The sequence below is a fragment of the Mycobacterium sp. 852002-50816_SCH5313054-b genome, from assembly GCF_001667185.1.
In the GTDB taxonomy this organism is placed as follows: Bacteria; Actinomycetota; Actinomycetes; order Mycobacteriales; family Mycobacteriaceae; genus Mycobacterium.
In genome coordinates this window covers 26428-45327 of sequence record NZ_LZIC01000030.1, presented here as the reverse complement: position 1 = coordinate 45327, position 18900 = coordinate 26428, and the positions used below count along the sequence as shown (strand labels likewise).

Annotated in this window: 17 protein-coding genes and 1 riboswitch; of the genes, 10 read left to right on the top strand and 7 right to left on the bottom strand. The window is 66.8% G+C overall.

Translation table 11 applies throughout. From position 1 onward, the window contains the following. Positions 1-82 precede the first annotated feature (82 nt). Entirely contained in the window at positions 83-1291 is a 1209-nt protein-coding gene (locus tag A5787_RS05070) for an NADH:flavin oxidoreductase (protein WP_066962573.1), read from the bottom strand. Between the two features lie 39 nt (positions 1292-1330). Between A5787_RS05070 and A5787_RS05065 the strand changes: the two genes are divergently transcribed. Beyond that, positions 1331-2179 carry a bifunctional methylenetetrahydrofolate dehydrogenase/methenyltetrahydrofolate cyclohydrolase gene (locus A5787_RS05065; RefSeq protein ID WP_066962570.1) on the top strand — a complete coding sequence of 283 codons (849 nt, stop codon included), beginning with the start codon at positions 1331-1333 and terminating at the stop codon, positions 2177-2179. A gap of 3 nt (positions 2180-2182) precedes the next feature. After that, positions 2183-2458: a DUF3017 domain-containing protein gene (locus A5787_RS05060; protein ID WP_066962566.1), complete on the top strand. Its 276-nt coding sequence runs from the start codon at positions 2183-2185 to the stop codon at positions 2456-2458. Positions 2459-2467: 9 nt separating this feature from the next. On the opposite strand, the gene A5787_RS05055 is transcribed toward A5787_RS05060, so the two are convergent. Beyond that, positions 2468-2932: a DUF732 domain-containing protein gene (locus A5787_RS05055; protein ID WP_066962563.1), complete on the bottom strand. Its 465-nt coding sequence runs from the start codon at positions 2930-2932 to the stop codon at positions 2468-2470. A gap of 278 nt (positions 2933-3210) precedes the next feature. On the opposite strand from A5787_RS05055, the gene A5787_RS05050 reads away from it, so the two are divergent. Next, a complete protein-coding gene (locus tag A5787_RS05050; protein WP_197506968.1) occupies positions 3211-4644 on the top strand; it encodes an FAD-binding oxidoreductase in 1434 nt (477 codons plus the stop codon). A gap of 11 nt (positions 4645-4655) precedes the next feature. On the opposite strand, the gene A5787_RS05045 is transcribed toward A5787_RS05050, so the two are convergent. Then, positions 4656-5330, bottom strand: a complete 675-nt coding sequence (locus A5787_RS05045) for a TetR/AcrR family transcriptional regulator (RefSeq protein WP_197506959.1) — start codon at positions 5328-5330, stop codon at positions 4656-4658. Positions 5331-5432: 102 nt separating this feature from the next. Here A5787_RS05045 and A5787_RS05040 point away from each other — a divergent pair, with 102 nt between their 5' ends. From A5787_RS05040 to A5787_RS05020, 5 genes are all read left to right on the top strand, one after another. Next, positions 5433-5882, top strand: a complete 450-nt coding sequence (locus tag A5787_RS05040) for a hypothetical protein (RefSeq protein WP_156763772.1) — start codon at positions 5433-5435, stop codon at positions 5880-5882. 200 nt (positions 5883-6082) lie between these two features. Then, entirely contained in the window at positions 6083-7489 is a 1407-nt protein-coding gene (locus tag A5787_RS05035) for an HNH endonuclease signature motif containing protein (RefSeq protein WP_082977071.1), read from the top strand. A 56-nt stretch (positions 7490-7545) separates the two neighbouring features. Continuing rightward, entirely contained in the window at positions 7546-8580 is a 1035-nt protein-coding gene (locus A5787_RS05030; protein WP_066962552.1) for an aminotransferase class V-fold PLP-dependent enzyme, read from the top strand. Between the two features lie 125 nt (positions 8581-8705). Continuing rightward, positions 8706-9959, top strand: coding sequence for a PE-PPE domain-containing protein (locus A5787_RS05025; protein ID WP_066962549.1), 1254 nt, complete (start codon positions 8706-8708; stop codon positions 9957-9959). Then, positions 9956-10807 (top strand): SDR family oxidoreductase, encoded by an 852-nt coding sequence (locus A5787_RS05020; RefSeq protein ID WP_066962546.1) that lies wholly within the window; start codon positions 9956-9958, stop codon positions 10805-10807. The genes A5787_RS05025 and A5787_RS05020 overlap by 4 nt, the downstream gene beginning before the upstream one ends. On the opposite strand, the gene A5787_RS05015 is transcribed toward A5787_RS05020, so the two are convergent. Genes A5787_RS05015 through A5787_RS05005 form a run of 3 tightly spaced genes read right to left on the bottom strand, consistent with a single transcriptional unit; the run spans position 10804 to position 14079 of the window. Next, positions 10804-11535, bottom strand: a complete 732-nt coding sequence (locus A5787_RS05015; RefSeq protein WP_066962544.1) for a class I SAM-dependent methyltransferase — start codon at positions 11533-11535, stop codon at positions 10804-10806. The genes A5787_RS05020 and A5787_RS05015 overlap by 4 nt on opposite strands. Then, positions 11532-12680 carry a homoserine O-acetyltransferase gene (locus A5787_RS05010; RefSeq protein WP_066962541.1) on the bottom strand — a complete coding sequence of 383 codons (1149 nt, stop codon included), beginning with the start codon at positions 12678-12680 and terminating at the stop codon, positions 11532-11534. The genes A5787_RS05015 and A5787_RS05010 overlap by 4 nt, the downstream gene beginning before the upstream one ends. A 10-nt stretch (positions 12681-12690) precedes the next feature. After that, positions 12691-14079, bottom strand: a complete 1389-nt coding sequence (locus tag A5787_RS05005) for a bifunctional o-acetylhomoserine/o-acetylserine sulfhydrylase (protein ID WP_066962538.1) — start codon at positions 14077-14079, stop codon at positions 12691-12693. Positions 14080-14223: 144 nt separating this feature from the next. Then, positions 14224-14341: riboswitch (SAM riboswitch) on the bottom strand. A 178-nt stretch (positions 14342-14519) separates the two neighbouring features. On the opposite strand from A5787_RS05005, the gene A5787_RS05000 reads away from it, so the two are divergent. Both A5787_RS05000 and A5787_RS04995 read left to right on the top strand, forming a co-directional pair. Further along, the gene (locus A5787_RS05000; protein WP_066962535.1) at positions 14520-16757 is read left to right on the top strand and encodes an NADP-dependent isocitrate dehydrogenase; all 2238 of its coding nucleotides are present in this window, start codon (positions 14520-14522) and stop codon (positions 16755-16757) included. Between the two features lie 27 nt (positions 16758-16784). Continuing rightward, entirely contained in the window at positions 16785-18014 is a 1230-nt protein-coding gene (locus tag A5787_RS04995; protein ID WP_066962532.1) for an NADP-dependent isocitrate dehydrogenase, read from the top strand. On the opposite strand, the gene A5787_RS04990 is transcribed toward A5787_RS04995, so the two are convergent. Next, on the bottom strand, positions 18015-18857 hold the full coding sequence (locus A5787_RS04990; protein WP_197506958.1) for an alpha/beta fold hydrolase: 843 nt from the start codon (positions 18855-18857) through the stop codon (positions 18015-18017). Between the last annotated feature and the right edge of the window lie 43 nt (positions 18858-18900).

Sequence of the window (18900 nt, the reverse complement as noted above, 5' to 3'; positions counted from 1 at the left end):
GGTCTCTGATGCCCGCTTTTCCCCCTCGCCGCTTCGCGGCTGGGGGGACCCCCACCTCACGCCGCCGGCGCGGCGCGCATCGTCAGTGGGCTAAAGCGTCCGGGGCGCCGGTGACCACGCAGCGGGTGCGGGTGTAGATCGTCGGCATGCACCGATTGCAGTGTGTGCACGCCGAATGCACGGTGTGCGCGGCACCGTCGGCGGCTATCCGATTGATCAGGTCGGGCTCGGCCAGCAGCGCCCGGCCCATCGCAACGAACTCGAATCCCTCGGCCATCGCGAGGTCCATCGTCTCCCGGTTGGTGATGCCGCCGAGCAGGATCAGCGGCATCGTGAGCTCGGCGCGGAACAACTTGGCGTCGCGCAATAAATAGGCCTCGCGGTAGGGGTACTCGCGGAGGAACTTCTTGCCCGTCATCCGCATGCCCCAGCGCAGCGGCGGCTTGAAGGCGCCGGCGAATTCTTTGAGCGGCGCGTCGCCGCGGAACAGGTACATCGGGTTGACCAGCGAGCTGCCCGCGGTGAGCTCGATCGCGTCCAGCCCGCCGTCGTCCTGCAGCCACTTGGCGGTGATCAGCGATTCCTCGGTGCTGATGCCGCCGCGCACCCCGTCGGCCATGTTGAGCTTGGCGGTGACCGCGATGGGCGTGCCCTCCTTTTCCACCGCGCGCCGCACCGCCATGACGATCCCGCGGGCGACCTTGGCCCGGTTCTCCAGCGATCCGCCGAATTCGTCGGTGCGGCGGTTGATCAGCGGAGACAGGAACGCGCTCGCCAGATAGTTGTGGCCCAAATGGATTTCGACCGCATCGAAGCCGGCTTCGATGGCCAGCCGGACCGCGTTGACGTGCCCTTCGATGACGTCGTCGATGTCGGCGCGGGTGGCCTTCTTGGCGAAGCGCATCCCGATCGGGTTGAAGAACCGCACCGGCGCCAGGGCAGTGGCCTTGTTGGACTTGGCGTTGGCGACGGGACCGGCGTGCCCGATCTGCGCGCTCACCGCCGCGCCCTCGGCGTGGATCGCGTCGGTGAGCCGCCGGAACCCGGGCACCGCCTCCGGGCGCATCCAGATGCCGTTGCCCTCCGTGCGGCCGCCGGGGGACACCGCGCAATAGGCGACGGTCGTCATCCCGACCCCCCCGGCCGCCGGCAGGCGGTGGTATTCGATCAGGTCGTCGCTCACCAGGGCGTTGGGCGTGCGCGCCTCGAAGGTGGCGGATTTGATGGTGCGGTTACGCAGCGTGATCGGGCCCAGCTTGGCCGGCGACAACACGTCTGGAGGGGTAGACATGCCAGGAGCTTAATCTTGTCCCGTGCCAGACTGTCAGGCGTGGGCGCAATCACGCTGGACGGCAAGGCCACCCGGGACGAAATCTTCGTCGACCTCACGCGACGCGTCGCCGCTCTGACGGCGTCGGGTCGCACGCCCGGGCTGGGCACCATCCTGGTCGGCGACGACCCCGGGTCGCAGGCCTACGTCCGCGGCAAGCACGCGGACTGCGCCAAGGTCGGCATCACGTCGATCCGCCGCGACCTGCCCGCCGACATCAGCACCGCGCAGCTCAACGAGACCATCGACGAACTCAACGCCAACCCCGAGTGCACCGGCTACATCGTCCAGCTGCCGCTGCCCAAGCACCTCGACGAGAACGCGGCACTCGAGCGCGTCGATCCCGCCAAGGACGCCGACGGCCTGCACCCCACCAACCTGGGCCGCCTGGTGCTGTCGACCCCCGCGCCGCTGCCCTGTACCGCGCGCGGCATCGTGCACCTGCTGCGGCGCTACGACGTCGAGATCGCCGGGGCGCACGTGGTCATCATCGGTCGCGGCGTGACCGTCGGTCGCCCGCTGGGGCTGCTGATGACCCGTCGTTCGGAGAACGCCACGGTCACGTTGTGCCACACCGGAACTCGCGACCTCTCCGCGCTGACCAGGCAGGCCGACATCATCGTGGCAGCCGTCGGGGTGCCGCACATGCTGACCGCCGAGATGGTGCGTCCGGGCGCCGCGGTCGTCGATGTGGGCGTCAGCCGCACCGAGAGCGGCCTCGTCGGCGATGTGCATCCGGACGTGTGGGAGGTGGCCGGCCACGTGTCACCGAATCCCGGCGGCGTCGGCCCGCTCACTCGCGCGTTCCTGCTGACCAACGTCGTCGAATTGGCCGAGGGACGGCACTAAGAGGTGCGCGCGACGCTGCGGGCGCAATGGCCGATCCTGTTGGTCGGCCTGATCTTCGCCGCGGCATTTGTGTTGGCGGGGGCCAACTTCTGGCGCCGCGGTGCCCTGCTGATCGGAATCGGGGTGGGCGTGGCGGCGATCCTGCGGTTGGTGTTGTCCGAGGACCGCGCCGGCCTGTTGGTCGTCCGCGGCAAGGGAACCGACTTCATCACGACCGTGACGGTCGCGGCGGCGATGGTCTATATCGCCTCGACCATCGACCCGTTGGGGACGCGTTAGGCGGTACCCCTAAGCCCCCGGCATACCGGGGATTTGCCGGATGCCGGGGATGCCGCCGGCAAGCCCCGGCAGGCCCCCGGGAATGCCGGCGGTCGGGTTGCCGCTGGCGATGTTGGCCATCTCCTGCGGGCAGTACATCTGAATGGCGATGGTGGTGAACATCTTCGCCATCCCCGGTGACATGCCGCGGTTGGTGACGCTCGCCGCGGCCGCAGCGAAGTTCCCGCCCGGCGTGGCGAGCATCGGGCAGATGGACTCGCCTACTTTCATCGCGTTGCCCGGCTCGCCGAAGTCGATGCCGGCGTGGTTGAGCGCGTCGATGAAGGCGTCGTCGGTCGACGGGTCCGCCTCGGCCGGCGCTGCGAACGCCGCGGCCACCGTGAGGAGGCCGGCGGCACCGGCCAGAAGGCGAATGGTCAGGGGCTGGTGACGAAACAGCCAGATCCATCGCTGAGTATCTGCCAGTGCCTTCATGCCAGCCTCCCTGTCTCGGAATGCGCCGACGGCACTCCAGTCACTTAGGGAACTCTGGTCTACGACTGTCACGTTTACAACACGGTGCGATAAAGCTTTGCACAATAAGCGTTTTGTAAGGGCGTAGCGCGCCTGACGTGGCTTATTGGACCGAAACACGCCCGCGCCGGCGCCGGCGGATCGAGGCCACACTGTGACCTGACACTCGCGCCGGGGCCGGATTTTCGGGTGTCGATTGGACCAGAATCCGGCTCATGACGACGAATCGAAGCCGTCCGCTGGACCATGAGATTTCGCGCCAGACCTTTCTGCGCGGTGCCGTCGGGGTGCTGGCGACCGGGGCGGTGTTCGGCACCGCGCGGGCGGCCGCCGACCCCACCGCCGGCTGGGGCGGCCTGGCCTCCTCCATCGGCGGAAGCGTCGCGTTGCCCGGCAATGGCGCTCAATTCTCCTCGGGCAAACAGGTTTTCAATTCGTTCTACAACAACTCCAATCCCGCGGCGGTCGTCACGGTGTCGTCGCAATCCGATGTGCAGAAGGCGGTTTCGTTCGCGACGGCGAACGGGCTCAAGATCGCCCCGCGTGGGGGCGGGCATTCGTACATCGGCGCGTCGAGCGCCAACGGCACGATGGTAGTCGACCTGCGCAAGCTGCCGGGCGGGGTGAACGTCGACGGTGCCGGCAACGCCACGGTGACGCCGGCGACCACCGTGTACGCGGTGCACCAAGCACTCGCCGGCGCCGGGCGCGCGATCCCCACCGCGACCTACCCGAGCATCGGGACCGCGGGGTTGGCCCTCGGCGGCGGGGTGGGGGCCGATTGCCGCCACGCGGGCCTGACCTGTGATGCGCTGCAGTCGGCGACGGTGGTGTTGCCGAGCGGCGATGTGGTCACCGCGTCGGCCAACGATCATCCGGATTTGTTCTGGGCGCTGCGCGGCGGCGGTGGGGGCAATTTCGGGGTGACGACGTCGATGACCTTCGCGACGTTCCCGACCGCCGACAACGACGTCGTGCGGCTCGACTTCCCGCCGGCGTCGGCGGTGCAGGTGCTGGTGGGCTGGCAGTCCTGGTTGAGCGCGGCGGACCGAAACACCTGGGGGATAGTCGATCTCTCGGTCGGCAGCCAGCCGAACTGCCATGTGCTGGCCACCTGCCCCGCGGGCGCCGGGCCCGGCGTCGTCGACGCCATCAAATCCGCGGTGGGCGTGGCACCGACCGCGGTGGTGAACAAGACGCTGAGCCACATGGACCTGGTGACCTACCTGGCCGGTGGCAGTTCGACGCCGTCGCCCGTCGGATTCGTCGCCGGCTCCGACGTGCTCTCGACGCTGAATTCCGCTGCGGCCAAGGCCATTGCGACGGCGATCGGGCAGTGGCCGGCATCGGGCGGCAAAGCGTCGCTGCTCGTCGACCCGTTGGACGGCGCCGCCGGCGACATCGCCCCGGGGGACACCGCCTTCCCGTGGCGCAAGCAGTCCGCGCTATTGCAGTGGTACGTCGAGCCCGCGGCCAACCAGGTGCCCGCCGCCACCCAGTGGCTGAACTCCGCGCACCAAGCGGTGCAACCATTTTCGGTCGGCGGGTACGTCAATTACCTGGAGGCCAACAGCTCGGCGGCGCGCTACTTCGGCTCGAATCTGTCGCAGCTGACGACGGTGCGGCAGAAGTACGATCCGAACCGGGTGATGTACTCCGGGTTGAACTTCTGAGTCAAATACGGTCAGTGGGCGTCCCGCTGGGACGCGCGCGCTTCGAGCGCGGCGGCCAGGGAGCGTTCGGCGCGCCGGCGTGTGTCGCCGAGACCCACTAGCAAGTTGATCGCCAGTGGCACCATCACGTCTCGCCACCCATTGGGCTCGATGATGCCGGCCATCGTCAGCAGCACGAATCCGTGGGTGGCACTCAAGATCTGGGTGGCCACGGGTGTCGGCTCCTGCGGTCGGATTCGCCCGGATTGAATGACACGCTCGACCGCACTGACTAGCACCGACAACGCATCGACCCCTTCGTCGAGATCCCAAGGTGTTCCCCCGTCGGCCGATGGCTTATTGACTCCGCCAAGGTCGGTGAGACCAAACAGCAACCGGTACAGCTGCGGGCTTCGCATGGCGAACTCGCCGTAGGCCAGCCCGCCAGCGAGGAGATCAGCCATCGGGTCGTCGGTATGCGGCACCGCGCGAGTGTGCTCGGCGAAGCGCGCCAGCCCTTCACGCATCATCGCTTCAATCAGATTGGGCATGCTCCGAAAGTGCGTGTACACGGCCATCGTCGACGCGCCGATCTCGCCAGCCAGTGTTCGCGCTTGAATCGCCGCCGGTCCGTCCCGCTCGAGCACGGCTAAAGCGGCGGTCACCAGGCGCTCCCGGGTGCTCAGAGAGGCGTCGGCCGAAGTCACCATTGACATGATGCCATAACAAACGTTATGTTTCTGAAAAGGGATAACAGATGTTATGGAGAAAGGTAGGCAGGAACCTGCCGCAGTGCTTGGGGGACAGAGATGGCTGTGAAGACCTCGCTATATCGACGGATGATCGCCGGCTTCGGCGGCGCCTCGCTGATGGTGGCGCTGTTTCTGCCCTGGGCGGGCGTCCAGGGCGTGAACCGTACCGGTTGGGAGATCAACGCGATGGCCTCGGCGCTGTTCCTGGTGGCGGGCGTGTTCGGGATTGCCACGGCGATCACCCGCGGTCAATATGGCCTGGGCCGACCCGATTTGTCGCTCATGGCCGCAACCGACTTGCTCAACACCACCTCAATGCTGTTACTCGCCTGGCTTATTCCCCTTGGCTTTCCCGAACACGCAAGCCGTCAGCCCGGCGCTTTCTTGGCGCTGATCTCAGCAGCTGCAACCGCCTTCGCCGTCGCCGACTACCGGCCTCTGCGGGGAGCGCCCTGGTTTCCATCCATGACTACCGGCGAACCCACAGGCACCCGTATTCCGCGATAGTTCAACCCTATGAACCCTCTACGCAGTCGAGGTATTTACTCCGTTCATCCCAAAATTAGTTGGATCCACTTGGTTTCACCGGTTCGCCGCGGCGGCTAGTTTGGCACCGCGCGTACCGCTTCAAAGAACTTGCGCCACTGTGGTTTCAGTGGTCACAGCGCGGGCGTTTTTTGTCGGTGGGTGTTCGTAGAGTTTGGGGCATGGGTGCGAGCAGTCGTGAGGAGATCGTCGAGGTCTTCGACGCGCTCGATGACGATGCAGAGCGCCTGTGCGCGTTGTCTTTCGACGTGTTCACCACCCCGGAGCGGTTACGGGCCCTGGAGCGCCTGGAACGCGTGGCGCGCCGGCTGCGCACCCCCGGGCACGCGTTGATCAACCAACTCGAGGCGCAGGCCAGCACGGCAGAATTGGGCGGCACGCTGCGTTCGGCGTTGGCCGACCGATTGCGCATCACCAAGGCCGAGGCCGCCCGGCGCGTCGATGAGGCCGAGGACCTGGGCCAGCGTCGCGCGCTGACCGGCGAGCCGCTGGCGCCGAAGTTGGCCGCGACCGCCGCCGCCCAACGCCAGGGACTGATCGGCGACGGGCAGGTGAAGGTGATCCGCAGCTTTTTCGCCCAGCTGCCCGCGCAGGTCGACGTGTTCACCCGCGCGCACGCCGAAGCCGACCTGGCCGACAAAGCCCGCGCCTATCGCCCCGACGAGTTGGTCAAATACGCCCAGCGCCTCATGGGCTGCCTGCATCCCGACGGGGAGTTCAGCGACACCGAACGCGCCCGCCAACGCGGCATCATCCTGGGCGCCCAACAACACGACGGCATGTCCCGCCTCAGCGGGCTGATCACCCCGGAACTACGGGCCGCCATCGAAGCCCTGCTGGCCAAACTGGGCGCCCCCGGCGCCTGCAACCCCGACGACCAAACCCCCATCGTCGACCCCGCCCCCGACGGGGATGCCGCACGCCGCGACACCCGCTCCCAGGCCCAACGCAACCACGACGCGTTTGTGGCCGGGCTGCGCGGGCTGTTCGCCTCCGGGCAGCTGGGCCAGCACAACGGGCTACCCGTATCGATCATCGTGACCACCACCCTGCAAGACCTCGAGGCCGCCGCCGGCAAAGCCCTGACCGCCGGCGGCACCCTGGTGCCGATGTCGGATGTCATCCGCTGGGCCGGCCACGCGCATCACTACCTGGCGATCTTCGACAAGGCCCGCTCGCTGGCGCTTTACAGCACCAAACGGATCGCCTCCCCCGCGCAACGCATCATGCTCTACGCCAAAGATCGCGGCTGCACCAAACCCGGCTGCGACGCACCCGCCTACCACAGCCAGGTCCACCACATCCGCGGCTGGACGGCCACCCACCGCACCGACATCGACGACCTGGCCCTAGCATGCGGTCCCGACAACCGACTCGCCGAACAAGGCTGGACTACCCGCACCAACACCCGAGGCCAAACCGAATGGATCCCCCCACCCCACCTCGACCGCGGACAACCGAGAACCAACACCTTCCACCACCCCGAAAAACTCCTCCACCCGAAGACGACGACGAGGAAGGCGAGAGTCCCGGCGCGGCATAGCGCCGCCGGCGATGGTGGACATTAAATGCAAGTGCAGCGCTTCCGCTGTTCATGGTGGAATGTCGAATTATGCCTTCCACGATGAGCCGTCAAGCATTCGGTGCGCAGTTCGTCGGCGCCGACGGATTCCTCAACACCCCTACCTATGGGTTGCCGCCGCGGTTCACGGCCGAGGCCATGCGCGATTGCGTGCAGTCGTGGGAAGAAGGCCGGCTGCAGATCGACGCCTTCGAGGAGCCGTTGCGCGCCAGCCGCTCCGCGTATGCGTCACTGATCGGTGCCGACGAATGCCGGGTGGCGATCGGCACCAGCGTGTCGTCGCTGATCGGACTGGTCGCCGCCTCGATACCCGACGGCAGTCGGGTGGCTACCTTGCGTGGCGAATTCGCAAGCGTGAGCTTCCCGTTCGCCGCTCAAGCAGGACGCGGAGTCACCGTCACCGAATTGGCGCCGGGCCAGCTCGAAGATGTCGCCGGCGATTTTGATGTTGTCGCTGCCAGCCTGGTCCAATCCGCCGATGGCGCTGTGCTCGACGTCGAGACACTGCGTGGCAGTGTCGCCGAATCCGATACGGTCACGGTGCTCGATGTGAGCCAGGCTTTGGGTTGGAAGAATGTCGCGCTGCCGTGGGTCGACGCCGCGGTTGCAGCCAGCTACAAGTGGTTGCTCGGTCCGCGCGGTGTGGCATGGATGTCGTTGAGCCAGCGGATACTTGACACGCTCGTGCCGCATACGGCAAACCCGTACGCCGGTGCGGACATGTGGTCGTCTCTGTATGGGTTACCGATGCGCCTGGCTGACGATGCGCGGCGGTTCGACTCGTCGCCGGCGTGGTTCAGTGTGTCGGGTGCGGCGGTCTCGGTGACGTGGCTGGCGTCGCTGGACCGGTCGGCGGTCGAGGCCCATACGCTGGGACTGGCCAATCGGTTGCGCGCCGAGTTGCAGTTGGACGCATGCGAGTCAGCGATCGTATCCGTCCCCGCTGCGCATGCGACCGATGCGCTGCAGAGGGCCGGCATCCGGGCCGCGGTGCGCGCAGGCGCGACTCGTGTGGGGTTTCACCTCTACAACACGGACGGGGACCTCGATCGGCTCCTCGACGCCCTCAAGCCGTAGCGGCCGGCCGGGTGCGGCCGAATGGATCTCAGGCGTCATAGTCACGGTCCTGCGGAAAGCCACGCCTAGCCTCGCGGCTGCGAGTACCCTCACAGCCACCGCATTCGCTCCGCAAAGAGGCGCCCGTGTCGTTTGTCCTCGCAACGCCTGAGGTGTTGTCGAGCGCTGCTGAGGATTTGGCCCGGATTGGGTCGGCAGTCAACGCGGCGAACGCGGCGGCTGCGAACTCCACCACGTCGCTGTTGGCCGCGGCCGCCGACGAGGTGTCGACAGGCATCGCCTCATTGTTCGGCGCGCACGCCTTGGAATTCCAGGCTGCCACCGCCCAAGCGGCGCAGTTTCAGGAGAGATTCCTGCTCACCCTGGCGGCGAACGCGAACACCTATCTGACCACCGAGATGGCGACCGCCCAAACCCTCTTGGCGCGCCCGCCGATCCCGGGAGCAGCGGCAGGTACGCGGATCACGGTTCCCGGCGCAGGACCGCTTTACTACGCGAACTTCATCACCGAGCTGCCCTATCTGGGCCAGTTTGTCTATGCGGGCAGCATCCCGGGGCCACTCTCGGTATCAGTCCTGCAGGGGTACGACCTGCTGAACCACGCCATCGGGCAGAACTGGTTTCCCGGCACCACCCCTCAGGTGGTCAACTACCCGGCCAGTATCGGCCTCGTGAGCGGTAGCCTGGCCGCTCCCGGCGTCAACCAAGCGGTCGCCATGGGACAGCGAGCGCTCAACGACCAGATCATGAATGCGTTCGCCAACGGCAACGGATCACCGGTGCGCATCGCCGCCCTGTCGGAGGGAACCCTCGTCGTCAACCGCGAATTGGCTGCCCTGGCGGCTGACCCGACCGCGCCACCGCGTAACGCCCTGCAGTTCGCCATGTTCAACGGCCCCGAGACCGGCTTGTTCCACACCTACCTGCCGAACGGGTTGACCGTGCCTTTCGTCGACTACACGGCGCAGGGCCTGCCGAACACCCAATACGACGTCAGCGTGGTATTCGGCCAGTACGACTTCTTCGGCAATCCGCCCGACCGACCCTGGGACCTCCCGGCATGGGTGAACTCGCTGTTCGCCGGGATCTACAACCACAACACCACATCGCTGGTCTCCATGTCGGACGCCGTGCAGGTCTCCAGTGTGACCACCTCGCTGGGCGGCACGATCACCACCGACATGGTCCCGGCTCCGACCCTGCCGATGCTGTTCCCGCTCCAGCAGCTCGGCGTCCCGCAGCCAATCGTCAACGACCTCAACTCATTTCTGCATCCGATCGTCGACGACGGCTACTCGTCCCTGACACCGAACGCCGGGCCGTACTTCTTGCAGGGCACACTGCAAGGCCTGCCCCCCTTGCCGAATCTCTTCTGGTGACGCGAAGGATGGAACTTTCCGGCGCGGTTGCCGTCATTACCGGTGGTGCTTCCGGCATCGGCCGGGCCACGGCGCTTGCCCTGGCCCGGGCGGGCGCCGACGTCGTGGTCGGCGACATTCACCAGCAACGGATGGACGAGACCGTGGCGGCCATCGGCGAGATCGGGCAACGGGCACTGGCGGTCCGCTGCGATGTCACCTCCGATGCCGACGTCGACGCCCTGGCGCGGGTGGTGCTCTCCGAGTTCGGCAAAGTGGACGTCGTCATGAACAACGCCGGCGTGGCGCTGCTCGGCCCGCCGGAACGAGTCCCGATGCAGGACTGGCAGCGCCTGTTCGACATCAACGTGTTCGGCGTCGTGCGAGGCATCCGCGCGTTCGTACCCATCCTGCTCGAACAGGGCCACGGCTGGATCATCAACACGGCCTCCATCGCGGGCCTGTACGCCCACGGCTACGACAACATCCCCTACATCGGCGCCAAACACGCCGTGGTCGGGATCACCGAGGGCCTGTATCTCTACCTGCGGCCCAAAGGCATTGGGGTTTCGGTCCTGTGCCCGGAGTTGGTGGCCACCAACATCGGCGAGAGCGCACGTATGATCGGGATCGACGACCCGCGGTGGATCAACTTCCCGCCCCACTTGTTACGCCCGATCCAGCCCGACGATGCCGCCGAACGCGTCGTCGACGCCATCCGGCAGGAACGTTTTCTGATCCTGACGCACCCGGAGAACGAGGAGTGGGTGGTCAACCACGGCCGGGACATCGAGGGCTTTCTCGCCAGCTACCTGCCGATGCTGTACGAGGGCCGTGACCCCTTCGGCCTGCCCGTGACCGAGTCCTAGCCCAGCGCCGCCCGGATACACACCGTGACGTACGGCAGCGCCAGGCCGTTGGCGTTCGCCAGCGCCGGATGGGTCGCCAGCAACTCGCGCACCTGGTCCAGCGTCTGAGTGCGGACGTCGGTCGGCGACGTGATGCAGTAGCTGCGGGACGCGACCAGGTCGATCAGGGCTTGCGGCGTAACGTAATTCGTCCACTCGACCTGATGGCGCTCCGGCTCGCTGAACGACTCCGACAGCGTCACGTCGAAGCGCCCCCGGTCACCGTCGGAGCCGATGATCTCGCCCAGCTCGCGCACCCAGCCCAGCCGTTCGTCGCGAGTGTTCCACACCAGACCGAGCCGCCCGCCCGGCCGCAGCACGCGGGCCACCTCGGGAATCGCCCGCTCGGGGTCCACCCAGTGCCACGCCTGCGCGACCAGCACGGCGTCAACGCTGTTGTCCTCCAACGGAATCTCTTCCGCCGTCCCCAGCAGGGCACGGGTCTCCGGCAGCGAGCTGCGCAGCACTTCCAGCATGTCCGGAATCGGGTCGACGGCCACCACGTCCAGGCCGCGCTCCACCAGCCGGGTGGTGAGCTTGCCGGTTCCCGCCCCCAGGTCGAGCACCCGGCGTGCGCCGCGCGGCAACAGCCAGTCGATCGCCTCCGGCGGATAGGAGGGCCGGCCACGCTCGTAGGCAGCGGCCGCCGAGCCAAACGAGAGCGAGCGGTCCTGGCCGGAGCGGATCACCGTCGATCCCGATCAGCCGAGTCCGCCAAATCCAGTGTCTTGCGGATCAATTCGCCGACGGCCTCGGATTCCACCAGAAAGCCGTCATGCCCGCAGACGGAGTCGACGACGTGCAGCTCATTGCAGCCGGGCAGCAGCTGGGCCAGCTCCTCTTGCAGGCGCAGCGGGTAGAGCCGGTCGGAGGTGATGCCGCCGACCACTACGGGCAGCGGGCACGCGCGCAGGGCGCTTTCCACCCCGCCGCGGCCGCGGCCGACGTCGTGGCTGCTGAGCGCCTCGGTCAGGATGACATAGCTCCCGGCATCGAAGCGGGACAACAGCTTGTCGCCCTGGTGCTCCAGGTAGCTCTGCACGGCGTAGCGGCCGCCGCCAAATGGGGGGGCCGGGTCCTCGCCGCCCTGGGCGTCGTTGGCGAACCGGGTGTCGAGCTCCACCTCGCCGCGATAGGTCAGGTGCGCGAAGCGGCGGGCGATCGTCAGCCCGGCATCGGGTTTGCGTCCGGTGTCGTGGTAGTCCCCGCCCTGCCAGTTCGGGTCGGCCTTGATCGCCGCGATCTGCGTGGCCTGGGTGCCGATCTGATCGGCGGTGGCGCGGGCACCGACGGCGAGCAGCAGGCCGGCCCGCACCCGGTCGGGGTGGCCGACGATCCACTCCAAAGCCCTTGCGCCGCCCATGGATCCGCCGACGACCGCGGCCACCCGATCGATACCCAGCGCGGCCAGCGCGGCGACGTCGGCCTGCACCTGGTCGCGCACCGAGATCAACGGAAACCTTGAGCCCCAAGGCCTTCCGTCCCGGGCGAGTGAGCTGGGGCCGGTGGATCCGCGGCAACCGCCGAGCACGTTGGTGGCCACCGCGCACCAGCGGTTGGTGTCGATCGGCGCTCCCGGCCCGGCCACGCCGTCCCACCAGCCGGGCGTGGGATGCCCGGCGCCGGCGGGCCCGGTGATGTGCGAGTCGCCGGTCAGCGCGTGCAGCACCACCACCACGTTGTCGCGGGTGGGCGACAACTCGCCCCAGCGCTGGACGGCGATGCAGACATCGTCGATCACCGCGCCGCTTTCGGTGGTCAGCGAGCCGATGTGGACATACCCGACTTCGCCCTCCGCGGGCAGCGTCTGCGTCGGAACGTCGGAGATCGTCATGTCAGGCCCCTCAGAACGCCGCCACGGCCTGCGGGTCCGCCGCTCCATCGGCTGCGCTGCCGAACTTCCGGGCCGCCGCGAAGCCGAGCTCCAGGTCGGCCAAGATGTCGTCGATGCCCTCGATGCCGACGGCCAGCCGCACCAATCCCGGCGTGACGCCGGTGGCCAGCTGCTCCTCGGCCGAAAGCTGGGCGTGCGTGGTCGACGCCGGGTGAATCACCAGGGAGCGCACGTCGCCGATGTTGGCGACGTGGCTGTGCAACTGCAGGGCGTTCACGAACGCCTTGCCGGCCTCGACGCCGCCGGCCAGCTCGAACGCCAGCACGGCGCCGGTTCCCTTGGGCGCCAGCTGCTTTCCCCGCTCGTACCACGGCGAGCTCGGTAGCCCCGCGTAGTTCACGGACAGCACGCCCTCGCGGCCGGCCAGAAATTCGGCGACCCGCTGCGCGTTGGCGACGTGGCGCTCAACTCGGAGGCTCAGCGTCTCCAGGCCCTGGGCCACCAGGAACGCGTTGAACGGCGCGGCGGCCGACCCCAGGTCGCGCAGCAATTGCACGCGGGCCTTGAGCGCGTACGCCGGCGGACCCAGCTCGGCGAACACCACGCCGTGGTAGCTGGGGTCGGGCGTGGTGAATCCGGGGAACCGGCCCTGCGTCCAGTCGAAGGTGCCGCCGTCGACGATGACGCCGGCGATCGCGGAGCCGTGCCCACCCAGGTACTTGGTGGCCGAGTGCACCACGATGTCGGCGCCGTGCTTGAACGGCTGGATCAGGTAGGGAGTGGCGATGGTGTTGTCGACGATCAGCGGGACGCCGTTGGCGTGGGCGACCCCGGCGACCCCCGGGATGTCCAGGATGTCGATCTGCGGGTTGGAGATGGTCTCGCCGAAGAACGCCTTGGTGTTCGGCCGCACCGCCGCCTGCCACGAATCGAGATCGTCGGGATCCTCGACGAAGCTGACGTCGATGCCGAGCTTCGGCAGCGAGTAGTGGAACAAGTTGTAGGTCCCGCCGTAGAGCCGCGGGCTGGAGACAATGTGATCTCCGGCACTCGCGAGGTTCAATATGGCGAACGTCTCAGCAGCCTGCCCGGAGGACAGGAACAGCGCGGCCACCCCGCCCTCGAGCGCGGCGACGCGTTGCTCGACGACGTCGGTGGTCGGGTTGCCGATCCGGGTGTAGATGTTGCCCGGAACCTCGAGCCCGAACAGGGCGGCGGCGTGCGTGGTGTCGTCGAAGACGTAGGACGTGGTCTGGTAAATGGGCAGGGCGCGGGCGTGGGTCGCGGGATCAGGACTCTGACCCGCGTGGACCTGCTTCGTCTCGAACGACCACGTTTCGAATGACGGATGCGCGGTGGGATCGGCCTCGGGACTGGTTTCGTTGTTTTGGGAGCTCACGTGCGGTGTGCTTTCTTCTCAGAAGGGCATGAATTCGGGTATCGGGAAGTGCGCGGTCGGGCTACCGACGGCAGACAAAGCGACGCGAATGAGCTTGATGGATGCGCATCACGTTTCCCCTCTAGTCAGGGGTCCGGTATGGCGGACCCGCGCTTGCCGCGCAGCCTGTGGCTACTAGACCTGGTCTTTCACCCGGGGCACCCCACCGCGGTTGGAGGGTTGCCGGCCAGCAAGCCGGGGCTTAGCGCTGGCGCTCATGACCGATGTGAAGCCTATCTCATAGCGGCGAGTCGATGCCAATGGACGATCCGTCCGCCATCGATGCCGCAGTTCAGCGCGCTGGCCTGCAGGTCGACAGGTGTCCAAACACCCTTGATAACGTGGCAACCAGAACGCTCTAGCCCCATCAATATCTGACCAATGACGCCGGGAGATGGACCGTGTGCGCCGAACAGCCGACCGTCATCTACACGCTGACCGACGAAGCGCCGCTGCTGGCGACGTACGCGTTCCTGCCAATCGTGCGAGCCTTCGCCGAGCCGGCGGGCATCAAGATCGAGGCGAGTGACATCTCGCTGGCCGCTCGGATCCTCGCCGAGTTCCCCGATGAGCTGACCGAAGAGCAGCGGGTGCCCGACGACCTGGGGGAGCTGGGCCGGCGGACGGAGCTGGCCGACACCAACATCATCAAGCTGCCGAACATCAGCGCCTCGGTGCCCCAGCTGATCGCCGCCGTCAAGGAGCTGCAGGGCAAGGGATACAAGATCCCGGACTTTCCGCAAAGTCCAAAGACGGACGAGGACAAGCAAATCCGTGCGCGCTACGCCAAATGCCTCGGCAGCGCCGTCAACCCGGTACTGCGGCAAGGCAATTCGGACCGGCGGGCGCCCAAGGCCGTCAAGGAGTACGCCCGCAAGCACCCGCACAGCATGGCGGACTGGTCGCCGGCGTCGCGCACTCACGTCGCGACCATGCGGCACGGCGACTTCTACCACGGCGAGAAGTCGATGACGCTGGACCGCGCGCGCAACGTCAAGATGGTGCTGGAGACCAAGAGCGGGCAGACCCTCGAGCTGAAGCCCAAGGTCGAACTGCGCGAGGGCGACGTCATCGACTCCATGTTCATGAGCAAGAAGGCCCTCGTTGAGTTTTACGAGGAGCAGATGCAGGACGCCTACGAGACCGGCGTGATGTTCTCACTGCACGTCAAGGCGACCATGATGAAGGTCTCCCACCCCATCGTCTTCGGCCACGCGGTCAAGGTCTTCTACCAGGACGCCTTCGCCAAGCACCAGGAGCTGTTCGACGAACTCGGCGTCGACGTCAACAACGGGCTCGTCGATCTCTACAACAAGATCGAGTCGCTGCCCGCGTCGCAGCACGAGGAGATCATCCGCGACCTGCACGCCTGCCACGAACACCGCCCCGAGCTCGCGATGGTGGATTCGGCCAAGGGCATCACCAACTTTCATTCGCCCAGCGACGTGATCGTGGATGCGTCCATGCCGGCGATGATCCGCGCGGGCGGCAAGATGTGGGGCGCCGACGGGCGGCAGAAGGACACCAAGGCCGTCAACCCGGAGTCCACCTTCTCCCGCATCTATCAAGAAATCATCAACTTCTGCAAAACCCACGGGCAGTTCGATCCGCGGACGATGGGCACGGTTCCCAACGTCGGCCTGATGGCGCAGCAGGCCGAGGAGTACGGCTCGCACGACAAGACGTTCGAGATCCCCGAGGACGGTGTGGCCAACATCGTGGACCTCGACACCGGCGAAGTCCTGCTGACCCAGAACGTGGAAGAAGGCGACATCTGGCGCATGCCCGTCGTCACGGACGAGGCGATCCGCGACTGGGTCAAGCTGGCCGTCACCCGGGCCCGCAATTCGGGCATGACCGTGGTGTTCTGGCTGGACACCGAACGCCCGCACGAGGTCGAACTGCGCAAGAAGGTCAAGGCATACCTGAAGGAGCACGACACCGAGGGCCTCGAAATCCAGATCATGCCGCAGGTATGGGCCATGAGGTACACGCTGGAGCGCGCGATGCGCGGGCAGGACACCATCGCCGCGACCGGAAACATCCTGCGTGACTACCTCACCGACCTGTTCCCGATCCTGGAACTCGGCACCAGCGCCAAGATGCTGTCCATCGTGCCGCTCATGTCCGGCGGCGGGATGTACGAAACCGGAGCGGGCGGTTCGGCGCCGAAGCACGTCCACCAACTCGTCGAGGAAAATCACCTGCGCTGGGATTCCCTCGGTGAATACCTCGCTTTGGGAGCGTGTTTCGAAGACATCGGTATCAAGACCGACAACGAGCGCGCCAAGATCCTGGGTAAGACGCTGGATGCTGCGATCGGCAAACTGTTGGAGAACAACAAGAGTCCGTCGCGCCGGACCGGCGAACTCGACAACCGCGGCAGCCAGTTCTACTTGGCGCTGTACTGGGCCGAGCAACTGGCCGCGCAATCCGACGACGAAGGGTTGCGCGAGCACTTCGCCGCGCTGGCCGAGGAGTTGAGCGGCAACGAGGACGCCATCGTGGCCGAGCTCGCGGAGGCGCAGGGCGAGACGGTCGACATCGGCGGCTACTATCGCCCGGACACCGAGAAGACGACTGCAGTGATGCGGCCGAGCAAAACGTTCAACGAAGCGCTAACCGCTTCGCAAGGCTAGGGCCGCGAGAGGAAAGTCGAGCTCGACATGACAGGCGAATCCAAGATCAAGGTCAAGGGCCCGGTAGTAGAGCTCGACGGCGACGAGATGACCCGCGTCATCTGGAAGCTCATCAAGGACATGCTGATCCTGCCGCACCTCGACATCGATTTGGACTACTACGACCTGGGCATCGAGCACCGCGATCGCACCGACGACCAGGTGACGATCGACGCGGCCTATGCGATCAAGAAGCACGGCGTGGGCGTCAAGTGCGCAACGATTACCCCCGACGAGGCTCGAGTCCACGAATTCAACCTCAAGAAGATGTGGCTGTCGCCCAACGGGACAATCCGGAACATTCTGGGCGGCACCATCTTCCGCGAGCCGATCGTGATTTCCAATGTGCCGCGCCTGGTTCCGGGCTGGACCAAGCCAATCGTCATTGGCCGTCACGCTTTTGGTGACCAGTACCGGGCGACGAACTTCAAGGTCGACAAGCCGGGCACCGTCACCCTGACCTTCACGCCCGCCGACGGCAGCGAGCCGATGGTGCACGAGGTGGTGTCGATTCCCCCGGACGGCGGCGTCGTGATGGGGATGTACAACTTCAAGGACTCCATCCGCGACTTCGCGCGCGCCTCGTTCGCCTACGGCCTGAACGCCAAGTGGCCGGTGTATCTGTCCACCAAGAACACCATCCTCAAGGCCTACGACGGCATGTTCAAAGACGAGTTCCAGCGCATCTACGACGAGGAATTCAAGGAGCAGTTCGAGGCCGAGGGGCTGACCTACGAGCATCGGCTCATCGACGACATGGTCGCGGCCTGCCTCAAGTGGGAGGGTGGCTACGTCTGGGCCTGCAAGAACTACGACGGCGACGTGCAGTCCGACACCGTCGCGCAGGGCTACGGCTCGCTGGGGTTGATGACGTCGGTGCTGATGACGGCCGACGGCAGGACGGTCGAGGCCGAGGCGGCGCACGGCACCGTCACCCGCCACTTCCGGCAGTACCAGGCGGGCAAGCCGACCTCGACGAACCCCATCGCGTCGATCTTCGCCTGGACCCGGGGGCTGCAGCACCGCGGCAAGCTGGACGACACCCCCGAGGTGATCGAGTTCGCCCAGAAGCTGGAAGAGGTCGTCATCTCCACCGTCGAGGGCGGCAAGATGACCAAGGACCTCGCCATCCTCATCGGCCCCGAGCAGGAGTGGCAGCAAAGCGAGGAATTCCTGAATTCCATCGCCGAGAACCTGGAGAAGGCCTTAGCTGGCTAGCTAGCCGGTCGACTCTTCGCGGCCCGGGGTCGGGCAGCATTCGTCGATGAAGTCGGTGATCACCCGGGTGATGCGCTCTGGCGCCTCGAACATCGGGACGTGCCCGACGCCGTCGAGCCGGGTGACCTGGTGACTGTCCTTGGGCAGGTGGTTGGTGAAGTGCCGGCTGAACCTGGGTGCGGGCAGGATCCGGTCCTTTTCGCAGACCACCAGGTGGGCCGGGACGGCGTTCTGCGCGACCTCCCGCAGGCCGTGCAGCAGCGTCGCCTTGACCAGCAGCTGGAAGTAGGCGGGGCAGTGCCTGACGTCGTCGATGATGGCGGACAGCTGGCCGTCGTTCACGCCGTCCGGTTTGGCGCTGATCGCGTAGGTGGCCAACTGCCGGCTGAACGGGAGCTGCAACACGCGCGGCCCGAACGCCCAGGCGGCCACCAGCAGCGGGATGCCGAGGATGAACTTGGCGATGACCTCGAACTTTGCCGGGGTCCAGCGCGTCCATCCGCCGGCCGGGGCGATGCCCATGACGCTGCGCGCGCGCCCGCGCCGCTCCAGCTCGAAGGCGACCCAGCCGCCCAGCGAGTTCCCGACGATGTGGGCCGTTTTCCAGCCTATTTCGTCCAGCTGCCGCTCCACGTGATCGGCGAGCACCTCCGACGACAGGAACCACGTTCCGGCCTTGGGCCCGCCGTTGTGGCCGGCCATCGTGGGGGCGAACACCTCATAGCGGCCGGTGTCGGCCAGCTGCCGGGCCACGTCCTCCCACACCGCCTGGGACAGCAGGAACGGGTGCAGCAGCAGGATCGGCTCCCCAGAACCGAGGTGAATCGGTGGACGGCTCCCCATGTTCCCGACATTAAAGGTGATACCGGCGGTACCGCAACCGGCC